The sequence below is a fragment of the Chitinophaga sp. 9-1-y genome, from assembly GCF_059511905.2.
This window is the reverse complement of record NZ_CM197955.1, coordinates 1,335,253-1,351,216: the sequence shown is the minus strand read 5'-3', so window position 1 is coordinate 1,351,216 and position 15,964 is coordinate 1,335,253. Positions and strand designations below refer to the sequence as shown.

At 46.6% G+C, this 15,964-nt stretch carries 9 protein-coding genes; 1 reads left to right on the top strand and 8 read right to left on the bottom strand.

Annotation, left to right across the window (positions count from 1 at the left end; all coding sequences use genetic code 11):
- Positions 1 to 2: 2 nt before the first annotated feature.
- Positions 3 to 1,514 (top strand): RagB/SusD family nutrient uptake outer membrane protein, encoded by a 1,512-nt coding sequence (locus AC5ZC7_RS05380; protein ID WP_496160619.1) that lies wholly within the window; start codon positions 3 to 5, stop codon positions 1,512 to 1,514.
- A 72-nt stretch (positions 1,515 to 1,586) separates the two neighbouring features.
- Here AC5ZC7_RS05380 and AC5ZC7_RS05375 read toward each other — a convergent pair whose 3' ends face one another.
- From AC5ZC7_RS05375 to AC5ZC7_RS05340, 8 genes are all read right to left on the bottom strand, one after another.
- A complete protein-coding gene (locus AC5ZC7_RS05375) occupies positions 1,587 to 4,412 on the bottom strand; it encodes a hypothetical protein (RefSeq protein ID WP_496160620.1) in 2,826 nt (941 codons plus the stop codon).
- Between the two features lie 194 nt (positions 4,413 to 4,606).
- Positions 4,607 to 6,268 carry a LamG-like jellyroll fold domain-containing protein gene (locus tag AC5ZC7_RS05370; RefSeq protein WP_496160621.1) on the bottom strand — a complete coding sequence of 554 codons (1,662 nt, stop codon included), beginning with the start codon at positions 6,266 to 6,268 and terminating at the stop codon, positions 4,607 to 4,609.
- A gap of 26 nt (positions 6,269 to 6,294) precedes the next feature.
- Positions 6,295 to 7,971, bottom strand: a complete 1,677-nt coding sequence (locus tag AC5ZC7_RS05365) for an alkaline phosphatase family protein (RefSeq protein WP_511911404.1) — start codon at positions 7,969 to 7,971, stop codon at positions 6,295 to 6,297.
- A gap of 5 nt (positions 7,972 to 7,976) precedes the next feature.
- On the bottom strand, positions 7,977 to 9,584 hold the full coding sequence (locus AC5ZC7_RS05360; protein ID WP_496160623.1) for an IPT/TIG domain-containing protein: 1,608 nt from the start codon (positions 9,582 to 9,584) through the stop codon (positions 7,977 to 7,979).
- A gap of 10 nt (positions 9,585 to 9,594) precedes the next feature.
- The gene (locus AC5ZC7_RS05355) at positions 9,595 to 10,305 is read right to left on the bottom strand and encodes a fasciclin domain-containing protein (protein WP_496160624.1); all 711 of its coding nucleotides are present in this window, start codon (positions 10,303 to 10,305) and stop codon (positions 9,595 to 9,597) included.
- A complete protein-coding gene (locus AC5ZC7_RS05350; RefSeq protein WP_496160625.1) occupies positions 10,302 to 11,768 on the bottom strand; it encodes a RagB/SusD family nutrient uptake outer membrane protein in 1,467 nt (488 codons plus the stop codon). Before AC5ZC7_RS05350 ends, AC5ZC7_RS05355 begins: the two co-directional genes overlap by 4 nt.
- A gap of 10 nt (positions 11,769 to 11,778) precedes the next feature.
- The gene (locus tag AC5ZC7_RS05345) at positions 11,779 to 14,898 is read right to left on the bottom strand and encodes a SusC/RagA family TonB-linked outer membrane protein (protein WP_496160626.1); all 3,120 of its coding nucleotides are present in this window, start codon (positions 14,896 to 14,898) and stop codon (positions 11,779 to 11,781) included.
- Between the two features lie 12 nt (positions 14,899 to 14,910).
- On the bottom strand, positions 14,911 to 15,957 hold the full coding sequence (locus tag AC5ZC7_RS05340; protein WP_496160627.1) for a DUF5007 domain-containing protein: 1,047 nt from the start codon (positions 15,955 to 15,957) through the stop codon (positions 14,911 to 14,913).
- Between the last annotated feature and the right edge of the window lie 7 nt (positions 15,958 to 15,964).

The window sequence follows — 15,964 nt, the reverse complement described above, 5'->3', positions numbered from 1 at the left end:
TCATGATATATCGCAATAAAAAAAGGATAGCTATCTTATCACTCGGCATGCTGCTCTCCACCAGCGCATGCAAGCAACTCATAGAAATTGATCCTCCCATCAGTTCCATTAATACATCCACGGTCTTCAACGATCCGGATAAAGCAACAGCAGCACTTTCCGGCATCTATTATACCTTGATGACCAATAACAAACAACCTTCTTTCAGCAGTGGCGCCACCACCTTCTATGGTGGCCTGATGTCCGATGAACTGGTCCCTTTTGCAGGCGCTTCCAATCCGATAGACTACCAATTCTATACGAATAAACTACAGATGGACAACCCACAGGTAATAGGGCCATTCTGGAATACCGCCTACAAAGCAGTATACACGGCCAATTCCGTATTAGCCGGTGTGGCTGCCAGCACAGCACCTACTATGACGGAAAGTATAAAGCACCAGTTAAATGGAGAATGCCTCTTCGCCCGTGCTTATTGCTTCTTTTACTTGTCGAATTTTTTCGGAGAAATTCCACTGCCACTTACCGCCAGTCCATTGGCCGAATCTCAGCAAAAACGCCAATCAATGGAAAAGGTACACCAGCAGATTATTTCAGATTTGACAACGGCCATTCAATTACTGCCAGACAATTTCGCGATAACAAATGGCACCAAAGTACGTCCTAATAAATATGCTGCCATCGCTTTGCTGGCCAGGCAATACCTGTATAATAAGCAATGGAAAGAAGCGGAAGAACAAGCCTCCCTATTAATCAACAGCGGGCAATTTAGTCTCCCGGCAATAGATCAGGCCTTTAGCGCCACCAGCCAGGAAGCCATCTGGTGCCTCAAGTACTCGGCTGTCAGCATGGGTAATGCGGCTATGCCAGAATCAGAGGGATTAATGCCGCAATTCAGCCTCTCCATGATTCCCCAGGATCAGTGGGAGTTCTTCATGGATCCAGCAAACTTTGAGGGGTTAAGCTACATGTTGATCCCTACCTATTTCATGTCTGATCAGCTGACCAGTGCTTTTGAATCCGGCGACCTGCGTAAGGATAAATGGACCGACAGCCTGACCGCTCCGGCAGCGGCGCCGTGGAATGGTACCCGGTATCGTTTTGTGCGCAAGTATGAGCGAATCTCTGCTACCGGGGATCCTCATCCCTACTACACCGTGCTACGCATGGCAGAACAATACCTGATCCGCGCCGAAGCCCGGGCCCAACAGCAAAACTTCACTGGTGCAGCAGCTGATATTAATATGCTCCGCTCCAGGGCCGGATTGCCCAATACCAAAGCGGCATCCCAACAAGCATTACTGGACGCCATTGCACATGAACGGCAAATAGAATTATTCGGGGAATGGGGACATCGTTGGTTTGACCTGAAACGTACCGGCAAAGCCAAACAGGTACTAGGCGCCTTACCACAAAAGCAGCCCTGGTCAGATCATCAATTGCTGCTGTTTATTCCGCCAGATGAAATAAAAAATGATCCGGCATTAACACAAAACCCAGGCTACTTCTGGTAACACCTCCATGATAAAAAATCCTTCTCTTTCGTGGAAAGAGAAGGATTTTTTTCTTACGTATATACATCCCCGTTATTCCGCTTCTGCACTCCTCTTTCCAAACCTCCGTGGGAACCAGGCTACGCTTGCCATAAAATATTGTTGCAATACGCTCACCTTACCATACGTCATGATATTATTGTTTCCATAATTAATAATGCTGGTATTCTGATGCAACAAATCCATTGCAGACAGCTTCAATTCCAGGTTATTTCCTTTCATGAAACGATAGGCTGCATTAGCATTCCAGATCGTAAAATTGATAGCACCCGACTGTGAAGCAGTGTTCTGATTAAAGTTAACATTACTACTCAGGGAAAGCCGTTTTGTGCAATTGGCACTGGCGCTAAAAGTAGTTTCGTTGGTACGATTGCGTAACTCGTTTCCGTTAATGCCTGCCTGCTTCGAATGATACCAGTTAAAGCGCCGCCCCAGGTTGGCACTAAAAATATCTTTAAAAGAATAATACAGCTGAAGCTGGTAGTTATTCATCGTGTTGTTGGAAACATTCCAAACACCACCAATATTATTAGGAGTACGACTGACTTGAAGGGAAGCATTGAAACTTGGTTGCAGCTGATGATTTTTGAACTTAAATGCCCTGCTCACATTACCACTTCCATTCAGGTAGCGATTACCATTTGCATTTACCAGGTAATGATTACTACGTCCCTGCTGGTCAGTAATACTACTATCGGCAAAACTATTATCAATAATACCTGCGGTTATCACTACATTATAATTGAATTCGGTATTCCGGTCCATGGTGTAATGAAAGAAGTTAAACGATAACTCCTTCTTTTTTGCAGGCTTTAAATCAACGTTACCATACTGGATATAATACTGGTTGGCACTATCCACCAGCGGTACCAGTTGCGCTACCCCAGGGTATTCGCTGGTAGCTGCAAACTTCAGGGTATAATTGTCTGAAAACGATCCCATTTGGTAATTGCGATATTCGATGCTGGCGGTAGGTATAAACTGCTGATAGCTCCGGTTGATATTTTGAAACGCCTGGTCGGAGTGATTTTGCAGGTGATAAAATTGCGCCTGCGCGCTCAATTGAACCGTCAGCGATTTATTATATCGATTGGGTAACCACTTCGAAAAAGTTCTGTTTATATTCAATGCGGGCCTTTCATCCAGGGTGGTATACCGGCTGTCATTCGTCAGATAACGGTTAAGTATATACGTATCCTTTACCCGGTCTTTATCCGCCACCTCATTTCTTTCGTGATGGGTATTTACGTCCAACGTATTCTGTAGTTCCACTACCAACCGTCCGGATGAGTGCCTGAATATCCAGGGGGAAAAATTTCCCATGCCCAATACCAGGTGTTGTTTGATATCGCTGCTGTGGGTGTTATAACGGCGATCAAACAATTTATTTTGCGAGGGATCTGCGATAGCGGTAAACTGGCTCTGTTGCAGCTTGTTATTGTCGTTATCAGCAGCAATAAAGGAATACCCGATTTGATAATCACCAGGTCGCCTGTTCCTTTGTTGTCTTGACTTGAAATGTGTAGTCCCGATTTCGAGTATCAGGCTCTTTGCGTCACTATTGCTTTCATTGCTTTCCAGGTTGGTACTTTGTAATATCTTCCCGCCATTGTATACACTACTTTCGCTGTTGCTGTTGTCATGGGTAGCATCTGTATTGAACGCAGCGCCGGCGTAAAAGATCCTATTTTCGTTACGTTTATCGTACCTCGACTGAAAACGCTGACTGGTATTAGAAGAGCGGCTATTAAACTGATCATCCCGCGCCTGGGTACTATCCTTCCCCAGTGATGTAATCGTTTGGGTATTGCGTACTACGTCATTCAAATTATTCTTTAGAAAATAGCTCATATTCAGCCTGTTCTCGTGGAAGTAATCCGGGGTTGGTATAAAGTCACGCTGAAACACAACGCCGCCCGATCTGGGCTGATTAATGCCTGGCGCATTAAATTTCGTTTGGTATTCTGTTCCTGCCCCCACGCCTTTAAAGGTACTGTTACGTAGCAGGTCGTCTGCACTACTGGCTTCTTTATTAATATTATTGGCAGCGCCTACTATGCCCAGTTGCACACCTGGCGCAAAAAAGTTCAAACTAGCATCGGCTTCAAAACGCTCTCCGGAACCATAGCCGGCAGACACTTTCCCAAAATGTCCCATCCGCTTATTGGCTTTGAGCTTTATATTGACCTCTGTTACAGAGTCCAGGGCATTTTTCGGATCCTTGCTTTTTTGATACACCTGTATTTTATCCACCGCATCTTTCGGAATATTTTGTGTAGCTACTCTTTTATCACCTCCAAAAAAAGGTTTACCGTCTACCAATACACTCTTCACCTCTCTGCCATTGATGGTAATAGTGCCATCGCCCCATAAGGTGACACCCGGCAATACCCGCAGCAGGTCTTCGGTTTGGGCATTAGGATCCATCTTAAAAGCATCGGCATTAAACTCCAGCGTATCTCCATTCATTTGCACCGGTGGCACAGCTACTACTTCCACCTCTTTTAAGTTATTTCCCCCGCGCTCCAGGTTTAGTGATTTTAAATCGACCTGTGCATCGTAAATCATAAATTTCTTTGCGAAACTACGATAGCCCATATAGCTGACAACAATCCGCAACGGCTGCTTTACCGGCAGCGCTGTAAATTGAAATTCTCCGAAACTATTCGATAACTGGTAACTGACCAAGCTGGAATCTTTCACCAGGTAAATCGCCAGGGTGGCCGCCGGCAAATTATAATCGTGTACAGAATCCCGCACCATTCCTTTGGCAGCACCAATCCAGGTACTATCCCGCTTTTGTGAAAACGTAACCGTGGTTATCAGTACAAAAATGCTCAGCAAGAATAGTGGCTTCATTCTTCTATAAATTGTCTTTAGGTGTTAACGGTATAGACTGGATTACTTCCTTTTCATGTGGGCCATATGCACGAACATTTAAATGTAATGGAAAATTTCTTTTATTTATTTTATTTCGGGAGATAGATAAATTCAGGGAACAAAAAGCCCCCCACGCTAAATGCGCAGAGGGCTATAATACTTAACGGTGGATATTATTGTACAATAGCAGTTTTACCATCCAACATCCACTCCGATCTCATTTTCATTCCCATCCAGGCCAGCACATTTACGGCGAGATCCATGGAATGCGGTACTAATAAGGTAGCATCCACATCAGAAGGATTCAGGATATCTTTTTTCGCATCCCAGCGCAATCCGTTGGAGATGGTCAGATCTGCGGCACTCGGACTATCATCTTTGATAAAATTACCGGCAGGTACTTCATTGGCTTTCCAGTAACCAATCAGCGAGGCATAATTTGGATGCGCTTTGCTCACCGTTCTGAACGACCAATCATAAATCACCGACTCAGTGAGTACACTGTTCCATACCCGGATATCGGCGATATAATTATCTCCGGAACCATTCGCCCCATTGTAGCCGTAATTAAGGGTACCATCGGTCCCTACTACAAAAGGTAAACCGGCATCAACGGTGCCCAAGTCTTTGATGCTGGGACCAGACACAAAAAACTTTCCATCTTTATAAAAACTCACTACTCCTTTCCGGTCAAAAGTAACAGAGATATGATGCCACTTGCCATCTGCTACCGGAGGTCCATTCCGCACATCTACCCTGGACCCGCTGGCCCCTTTGTAGTTCAGACGCAAATTACCATTGGTCTTGTAAATTACCCAGCCGGTATTTCCACCACTGCCCCAGTTTTTATTGGCAATCACCCCGTGGTCATCGTCGCCATCATAGGTAGTTTGTATGTTAAACTCAATAGTGAAGTCTTGTGCAGCACCGAAGTGGAAAACCGGATCATTGGAATAAGCAGCGTGATCTTTTCCATCTTTCCGGTAAAAAAAAGGAAAGGAACCTTCGTACGGCACATTCACCGGCGGCAGTTCCAATACCTGCCCGGTAAGACGCTGGTTGTAGTACAAAAGAAAGTTATTACGCTCCGGGAAAGAACTGCCACCATAGGTACCGGCATCAGTGCCTCCATGGTTAGAACCAATCACAATGAGCCAGTCTTCCATGTTATACTTGTTCCTCGCCCGCAGTGCACCCAGTATTTCACCGATGTAGGCATCCACCTGGTGAATAGCATCCGTATAGGCGGTAGCGTTAGCCGTGAAACCATTCGTTACACCGGCTGTATTTACTCCACTGAAGGCCACTACCAGCACATCAGGATCGCTGTGCTGCAGCCGTCCAATCGCGGAATCTTTTGCAGCTACATCATTGCCGATAGTTTTCACCAGGGTAGTTACTCCTGCCAGCGTATCATTAAAGGAAGCGCTGCTGCTGATACTGGTAATATTGAGTGATTTGGCAGACAAACGTTGTGCAAAAGAGGGATAAGTCGCCAGGTTATTACCTGCATAAGCGGTGCCTGTCACCCCATTCTTGTAGTTAACAGTTCCCGTAAACAAACTGGCCCAGGCAGCCGCATCGTGTGTAGACGTATCCGTTACTGCATCCCAACTATATACGCTATTGGGTAACAAGGCCGTTATGTTAGGGATGGCTGCCTCCTTAACTACCTGCCCCCGGGCGCCTTCTATAGCTATGACCAGCACTTTCTTTTTGATGGCAGGCGGTAACGAATCAGGCGTTACCTGGTGATCAAATAACTCCGGCTTGTTACAACTGCCGGCAAACAACAACACACCAACTAAAACAGGCAATAATATATATCTGTTCATGATAAATCTTTAAAGTCACTGATAAATTAAGGCAGCCAGGAAATACCATCTAAATTCCAACCCGGATCAACGGCGATGTGCAACCAGGATAACAAGGTTGGCATGATATCCACGCTTTGCGGTACTGGTGCAGGTATCGCTCCATTACAGAAATCAATTTCCTGGGATACCCATTGCGGCACATTATTAAACGTCAGGTCTTTTTTAAGCGGACCGGCGTCTGTTAAAGTACCGCCGGTATTATCTACTCCTTTCCACCAGCCGATCATACGGGAGTAATAAGGATTACCTGTTTGTACGGTATCGCAATGACTATATTTAGCCATATCTGCTTTTGCCCAAACGGTATCCCATATACGAATATTCGCAAGCGAAAAATCGCAGTTACCATCCGTATCCCGGTAGGTGCCGGAGATATCGTCTCCTACCACCAGTTTCAGGTCGCTCTTTGGCGCAAACGGCGACAGGTTATTGAGTGAACTTGTACCTACCTGTACGCCATCCTGGTAAAGAACAACGGTGCCAGGCGCCGTGCTCCGGTCGATGGTCACGGCTACGGTATGCCATTGATTATCGGTAATGGCAGGTCCGCTGGAGGTGACGTCCACACGGGCGCCACCAGCGCCGTCACCGGCCTGAAATTTCCATTTATCGCTGCCTTTTGGACATAGCAGCCAACCCGCATTATTCCCGCTGGCCCAGCTCTTGTTCCCAACAAAAGGAGGATCGCCGCCGGCAAAAGTGGGAGACCTTACTGATATGGCTACTGTGAATTTCTTAATGCGCTCGAAATCATAGAAAGGATCTTTGGAATAGCTATAGTCGCCGATAGCCGCATAACGAACCGCCTTTAAGGAATTCAGTGGTGGCGTTACCTCATGTTTGGCAAATTTTGCGTTAGCGAAAAGGGTGAAAATATTACGCTCCTCAAAAGAGCTGCTACCTTCGCTGGTGCCGGTGCCGCCATGGTCAGATGTAATGATCACCAGCCAGTCTTCCTTGTCTTTATTAGGCCGGCTGTTGACGGCTGCCAGTAAGTCCCCTACGTAGCTGTCAACAGTGGTGATAGCTGTCATATATTCCGGCACATCCGGACCGTAGCCACTTTGATGGGCAGCGGTTTGTACGCCGCTGAAGCCTGCTACGATGATATCGGCATTATCCGTTTTAATACGGTTCACCGTGGTGTCACGCACGGCGGCATCGTTATCCGGCAGGTTCACCGTTACATCTGCCTGGCTGAACAACTGGCTGTTTAAGATGGACCAGGATTGTACAGAAACCGTATGCAGCTGCGGTGCCAGTGTTTTCAGGTATTTGAGCCCAATAGGGTAACGGGTAAAATTGCTGCCTGAAAAGGTATTATTCTTTACACCGTGTTTATTGCTCCATACGCCGGTCAGCAACGTGGACCAGGCAGCGCCACTGTTGGTAGGCGCTTGTGTAAGCGCATCAAAACTATAGATGGCATTGGGGAGAAGTCCCAGCATATTGGGCGCCTGTGCTTGTCGCATAGCATCTCCGCGAACACCGGAAATACCGATGAACAATACCTTCCGTTTCACCGTAGTGGTAGTGGGGGCAGTGGTAGTATCTTTAGGATTGATGTCCACCGGCGAGTCCACTACCGCCATTTTTTCTTTGAAACAGGCTGCCAGTAACAGCAGTAAGCCTGCCAGCAAGGGGAATAATCTTTTCATCATAGCTATTAATATCGCAGTAACATAATACGGTTCTGTGGCAGCATATCATACTGTGTAAAAGCACCTACCATGATGGCGCCATTACCATTCGGTATGTTGATCATATCCAGGATGGAGCCGTTGATGGCGCCCATGGAATTATATCCTTTACTCATTTTCCCGTCTTCATCCAGGATCACGGTGCCGCCACGTTTCACGCCTGAGAATGTGTCAAAGAATCCATTCACGAATATCTTCCCGGTTTTCAATTGCAGTGCAGAAGCAGGCATGCTGTTAGGTCCGGCTTCCGGGCCGGTGCCTACGCTGAAACCGTCGTACAGGGAACCATTGGGATTTAATACCGCCAGGCGATGCGCTTCTTTTCCATTCACTTTGGAAAACAAACCGCCAATCAGGTAGCGGCCATCTTTCAGTGGTGCTAACAGGGTGACCCTGTCGTCGGGCCCTGCGCCGGTATTAAAGGTGGGATCAATTTCACCATCCGGGTTTAACCTGACCACGCTGCCGGTTACCTGACCATGGTAGCGGGTAAAGCTTCCAGCCAACAGGATTTTACCATCGGCCTGTATGATGGCAGCATTGATGTATCCATTGGTGCCTTCGTAACTGCGACGACGCGCCGCATCATAGTTAAAAGTGGAGTCAAAGCTGCCGTCTTCATTTAACCGCATAATGCCTTCCATACGGATACTGTCTACCAGGATAGAATCCCGCTTACCATCTGCGGTGATGCCGGCAAAATTTTTCCGCATAAAATATTTAAATGCACCCACCAGTACCAGCTTACCGCTATCGGGTGTTTGCAGTACTTTGCCAACAGGCGCATCCAGGTAAGCATTCAATGCCGGGATAGTATCATGGTTGCCCAATGGGGTAACAATTACAGTACTATCATACATACCGTTGGGATGCAGCCGCAAAATGTGACCAACATAACCACCTTTAAACCGCTCGTTATAGTTAGCAATATCACCGGCGATAATGTATTTGCCGGATGCCTGTACAGCAATACTGTTTACTCCCCCATCAATACCTTTTCCTACTTTAAAATCACGGTCCAGTGTTCCGTCGGCGTTGATACGTGCCAGTCCATGGTAGCCATTTCTGGCGCCAGAGTTATCATAATCTTTAAAATTACCACCTACCAGGTATTTGCCACCCGGTACGAAAGCGATCGTGGTCACTATGTTGTCGGCGGCGCCTGGTACGGCGTGGAAGTTTTGATCGATACTAACGGGGCCTATTACACGAAAATTAGGCCCGGCAAATAATTGCCGTTGTACCGTTAATGAAATAATACCGGTGCTGGCGTTATCAGGAACGGTAGCGGTGATACTGGATTCAGTGACCGCAGTAATCTTGCCCGGTACATCATTAAACCTGATGACCATGCCACTATCCTTGTACTTCAGAAATCCACTACCATTAATGGTTACCGTGGCGCCAATCCCCCCGGATACCGGTGCGGACGCCGACTTATCAATCTTTATGTTCAACGGCTCTTTAGCGTTGGCATAGGGATCTTTCCCGGTATAATTATCTTTTTTGCAGGCAGTGTATAACAGCAACAGGCATGCACCACTCCACAGCGAAAGTTTTTGTATGTTCCTCATGATAAATGCGTTACTTTAAATATTCCCTCACAATATTTGCGAAAGCAAAAGGGTTAAATCCCAGTATGTGATCCGCGTTTAGTACATGCACAATGCCGTTACGGGTTTGCATATCAGAACTGGCTATCCTGGCGCCAATGTCCTGCGGATTCCCCAGGTCACCGATATCTCTCAACAACAAACTACGGGGGCCTACGTCATGCGTTCCGTTATAGTCGGAAAATGTTACGCCCAGGTTCATCACATAGCCCTCCCAGGATTCCATGTTCATACCGGGAAATAATTCCCGCTGATTAGGATCATAGCGGGGTACATCTTTCAACATATATTTATCACGGAATATATAGCGCGATAAAAACTTCCGCCATACTTCGCCGGGTACTTCGGTTAATTTCAGGGAGTCCTGGAAATGCTCGTAGCGATCTGAATTAATGACATTCATGGCCACTTTCACGGAGTAGTCTGTAGGCGCAAAAAAAGTAACTGAAGAATCGCGCAACACGGACTCTAAACCAGCCAATTGCAGAATGGTTACTACTGTATCAAAATAGTAAGGTTTCGTTTGCAGGTACTCATAACTGGAGCCGGCAAATTTTCCCTGCTGCAGCCCCGAATCTTTATAGTAATCCTTTTTACAGGCGCTGAAACTGGCTGCCAGTAATAGCAGGAGCAGTCCTATCAGCCGGCCTGTTCTTCCAGGTGATTGTGTAGCCGTCATCATTTTGTCCAGTAAGTGTTTAAGGTGATGTTAGGGTTGTTTTTACGCGCTCTGTCGTCAATAGGCCAGGTCCAGGCACCGCGGGCAAACTGCTCCGGTGTAAGCCAGCTTTTACATTGGGTAGGATCTGTTACCCTGCCGGTGCGTACGAGATCGTACCAGCGTACACCTTCTCCTATCAGTTCACGTTGGCGTTCCAGGAAAATATAATTTTTCAGCGCATCGTTGCTGCCACCGCCATAAGCAGGCGCCCCGGCACGTTTTCTCACCACATTCAGTAGTTTAATCGCTTCGGCATCCTGGCCCAGGTTGGCCAGTGCTTCCGCACCTAACAACAGCTCTCCGCCGTAGCGGAAAATAATCAGGTCATCGTCCAGCAGCCAGGAGGTAGAAGTGATCTTATTCACCACGTTGCTATACTTTACAAACATGGCGCTGGTATTATTGGCATAGGGAGAAAAGAACCACAGATCCCGGCGCTTGTCTGGCGCGTCTATCGGAAAAATTTGTTTGAGATAATCGGCATCGAAATAGCAATCGCTGCTGGAGTAGTCAAATACCAACGGCGAATGTAATGTCCACTGACCAATACTTACATAGCGGGTAGTAGTACCATAGTTGGCGTTTACCGAAAACTCAAATAAACTTTCTTTGGTACGGCCTTTGAAAATTTTGCGAAAATCTTCTATCTGCAATAATTCAAAAGCATTGGAATCATAGATGGCTTTAATCGCAGCAGCGGCATCTCTCCAATACTGTTGCTGATTGGCCTTATCGAAACCGGCGGCCCACATATTCACATTGGCAATCAGTGCATACACGGCGCCCCTGGCGGCACGTACGCCCCATTTGGATGGCTCATCATATTGCCAGGGCAGGTCATTTTTCACCGCCTCCATCTCCGATAAACAAAACTTCAGCACATCAATCATCGGCGTGCGCGCCAAAGGACGCTGATCATACGCCTCCACATACAGTGGTACATCTCCATAGATACGTGAAATATAGAAATAGGTAAAAGCCCTGACAAACCGAAGCTCCGCCTCATATTGTTTTATTTCCGTTGCAGAAAGCGACTTCACACCCGGTACCCTTACCAGGTTGATATTACAGGCGGCAATAGACTGATAAAACGGATACCAGTCGCTCAGCTTATACATGTTATACCTGCTGAGGCGACTATTGTTGGTTAAATCCTGCGCTGCAACCGCCGCAAATACATCAAAGCCATTGGGATTAAATTCCCCTGCCCGGATATCCCCATTACACGGTACATAAGGCCCGTCTGTGAGAATGTCGAAGATAAAACCGTACGCATTGGCAATGGCCGATTCCACATCTCCTTTTGTTTTCCAGAAAGCAGCATCACTCATACGATCCGGTGGCGACACTTCCAGGAATTTCTTACAGCTGCCGGTGGTCAGCAGCACCACCATTATCAGACTTATATAAATAGTACGCTTCATACCCTGATTTTTAAAATTCCACATTTAAACCAAATGATAAGGTTCTTGCAATCGGATAACTGTCTAACCGGTCACGACCCAGTTCTGTTACCGCTTCCGGGTTAGGACCCGTGTAGCCGGTAAACATAAAAGGATTGGTAACGGTTGTGTAGAAACGAAGTGCGTTCATATGATACTTAGAGATCCACCTACGTTTGGCAGAATAACCGAATGTGATGGCGTTGATTTTAATGTAACTGCCATCTTCCTGGAACAGTGTCTGCAATTCCCGGTAAGCATCTGCCTTCGATTTATAATCATAGGGATTAGGATACCGCGCTACATCGCCAGGCCGGGTCCAGTAGTTGAGGTCTCCCAGGTTCACGAGGGTACCTTCATCATATGGAGAACGCAGGTTCAACATACGCTCATACAATGCACTGTTGATTACTTTCCGTTGAAACAGGATGGTGCCGTTGAAATTCAGGCTAAACCCTTTGTAAGTCAGGTAGGAGTTGAAACCACCCGTGATTCTTGATACCGGAGAACCAGCCACCTGGCGGTCAGTACCATCTGTAACATAGTTCCCATCTACATCCTGGAACTTTACATCACCTGCTTTGTAATAGCCGTTCTTGCCATTACTATAGCGGTATCCCGTGATAGGATCTACCGGTACATCTGCATCGGTACGATACACGCCCTGCGTTACATACAGGTAATTAGATAAGGCGCCATAACCTACGCGGTTAATAATAGATCCGTCATCGGATAACATCTGGGTAGCACCACCCGGCAGCGATAACAGCACATCGCGGTTAATCGCCGCATTCAGGCTGATACTCCAGCTGAAGTCTTCCCGGGTTCTAAACGGCCGGAACGTAATACTACCTTCGTAACCATAGTTGTACAAAGAAGCATCATTGGTAGTAGTGGTGGAGAAACCTGTTGACGTTGGCAGGTCACGGGAATACAGCATATTATATACTGTTTTCGTATAGGCATCGAAGGTAATTCCTATTCTTCCTTTGAAAACACTCATATCAAATCCATAGTTAAACTGCTCTACCTTTTCAGGCTTCAGCGATGGATTTGGCATCTGTCCTAAGTGTGGAGAAATACGCGTAACTCCATTATAGTTACCTGCTACATCATACCATCCCAGTGATGCATAGATATTGGTGCTGGGACGCAGGTTGATACCGTAGCTAAAACGTAGGTCGCCAAAGTCCAGCCATTCTTTATTCTCGAGTATTTTCTCCTTATTGAAATTATACCGTACCCCAATAGAAGGGTTCTTTGCCCAACGTTCATTTACGCCGGAATAAGAGTTACCATCCATGCGGTAGTTCAGGTTGATTACGTATTTTTTGTTGTAGTCGTAACTAAGGTTGGCCGCCAGCGCCACGGTATGTATTTCAGAAAAACCACCTGCTACAGGAATACCAGATACTTTGGAATAATAGGTGCTGAATCCCAGTGGTCCGCGGTAATAATCGTTGGGTGCGTTTTCCATATTCAGCACTTTCGTTTGCGACTGTGCAATAGTGGCTTCAGAGAAAACAGCGCCGTAAATGGTATGCTTATCGTTGAAAATACGATTGTAGTTAATAGCCGTACGATTATACAGGTTGTTGGTACGTCCCGTAAAACCATACACCTTCGGCATTTCCGAGTTAGCCAGTGCAGGCGTAAACGTATCTTCCTGGTCGGCGGTGTAGTCGTAGCTGGTATTGGTGGAAATCTGTATATGCGGCAGGATTTCGTACATGATGTTCAGGTAGGTACGGATGTTATACGTGCGCGTATCATTCTTGCTCAGCATGGCCCCGGTGAAATGCCCTACGTTGTTGAAGTAGGAAGGGCCCGGCAACAGGGAGGAAGTATAGTTCTTTCCAGCTCCCACATCGGTTAAACCATTACCACTCCCCTTCAACTTTTTACCCAAACCTGCGGCCAGATAACCTGATACCTGTAACCGGGAATTAGGATTGAAGTTAATGTTCTGGTTAAGGGAGTAGCGGTCAAAACCTGTGTTCTTAATCACCCCCCGTTCATTGTAGAAATTCACGTTGGTTTTATAGTTCAGCTTCTGATCACCGCCACTCACGGATACGTTATGTGTTTGGTTGTAGGTTACCTGGTAATAAATATCCTGCCAGTTGGTAGAGTTATTGAAGAAGGGATTTAAACTGTCTGCCAGAAAGGGTGTTTTAGAAATCTGTTTAATCTCCTCTTCATTCAGCGAATTCATGATCATGCCCACCCGGTAGTCGCGCTCCGCCATGCCTCCAATCGTGTTACGCAGGGAAGGTGGGAAATTAATAAACATATTACCGGCGTAGCGTATAATGGGTACCGCCGACTGGCCACGACGGGTAGTGATGACGATTACCCCGTTTGCACCACGGGAGCCGTACAATGACGTGGCTTCCGCATCTTTCATGACATCAATTGTTTCTATATCTTCCGGTGGAATAAGCGACAAAGGGCTGGTACCGGGACCATTGGACTGAAAGCCATATTCGAATCCGGCATTGGCATCTACAGGCACCCCGTCAATTACATACAATGGCGATTGCGGCGTAAGGTAGGCATCACTGCCACCGCCCTTTACCATTACCTGCGACAAACCACGGATGGAAGCAGATCCACGGAAACCCGGTGCACCGGTAGTTTGTTGGATATTCAACCCCGCTACACGGCCCTGCATCAGTTGCTCAATATTAGATACCGGCACGTCCTGTATTTCCTTCGCAGTAATACGTGTAACCGATCCCGTTACCGTTTCTTTGGTACGTTTCTGATAACCTACTACCACCGATTCTTTCAGCGAGGTAGAAGAAGGTTTCAGCGAGAGGTTAATGCTGGTCCTGTTGTTTACAGCTACCAGCAGTGATTCAAATGAAATAAAACGCAGTTCCAGTTTGGCATCAGGCGCTACTCTCACATTGAATTCACCTTTGGCATCGGTTACCCCAATAGCTTTGGGTTTGCCGCCAGGCACCTGCAACAGTACAGATACACCCGGCAACGCACTGCGATCCACGGAAGACAACACCCTGCCTTTTACGGCAATCGTTTTATCCTGCGCCACTACTGCCGTTCCAATACAAAAGAGTAGTAATAGTACTTGTATATATAATTTCATAAAAGGCATTGTTTAATCATCATTGAAAATGGGATTCCGGCGGAAGTAGAAAGTGATGGACCAGTCGCCGGGTTCGTAGATGGCGAAACTCAAACCGAAAGCGGCATCTACCCTATTACCACCAAAACCTTTACGGCTATATCCAAACTGACAATTGGCCTTCCCATTGGAAGCATATAAGGTAGTAAGCCCAGTGAGTGGGATAGGATATGCTACATCATATACCACGCTGCTATCGGTTTGTTTCCGGTTAAAGCCATGTACCAGCTGTTCCCATTTGGTGTTGTTAAACAGGGCCGGATTCATGGGCTTCAGGTTTTGATCCAGGAATTTAAATGTGAGAGAATGTCCTGATTCACTGGTTTTATTAAAGTAAACAGATACCAGTGTATCCTTCATCACGCTATCCTTCGCATATACCATCCCCTGCATGAAAGTAGGGTGAATGGTATAGGGTACCATATAAGCGGGGCCATTGGGTTGCTGCCTGCTTTCCAGCATACGTTGACGGGTATACTTATCATATTCATAAGGTTCATAAGGCACTTCTTTCAGCGGGCGCAGTTTAAAATCTTTGATCGTGCGTTCATTACCTTTATTCACAATTTTCACATCAAAAGCATAGCCGGTATCCGGGTAAGTTTTGATCATGGAAGAGGGGGCGCTACGGAAGATAAAATCGCCTGATCCTTTGCGTATCTCCAGGAAAGGAGCGTTTACCCATACCCGTTTGGCTTCAATTTCGTCGAGTGATTTTTCCAGGCCGGTATAGTCCCGCTGCCATTCTTTCACTTTCAGGGGTGTAAAGAGTTCGTTTGCCGGCTTGCCACTGCTCAGATCCCGGGCGTTTTCAATGGAAAACAGCATAGGATAGGTAGAGCCATCGGGGCTGAACTGTGTTAATTCCAACAGGGTACGACCCAATACCGGCTCATATACATCCTTCTTGTTAAAGTTGGCGTTGTTACTGAGATAGTCTTTTTTCTCAGGCAGCTTTTTACAGGCAGTAGTGGTGATGGTCACTACCAGTGCGCATTTTAAATAATCTTGCCATTTCATCTGAAAA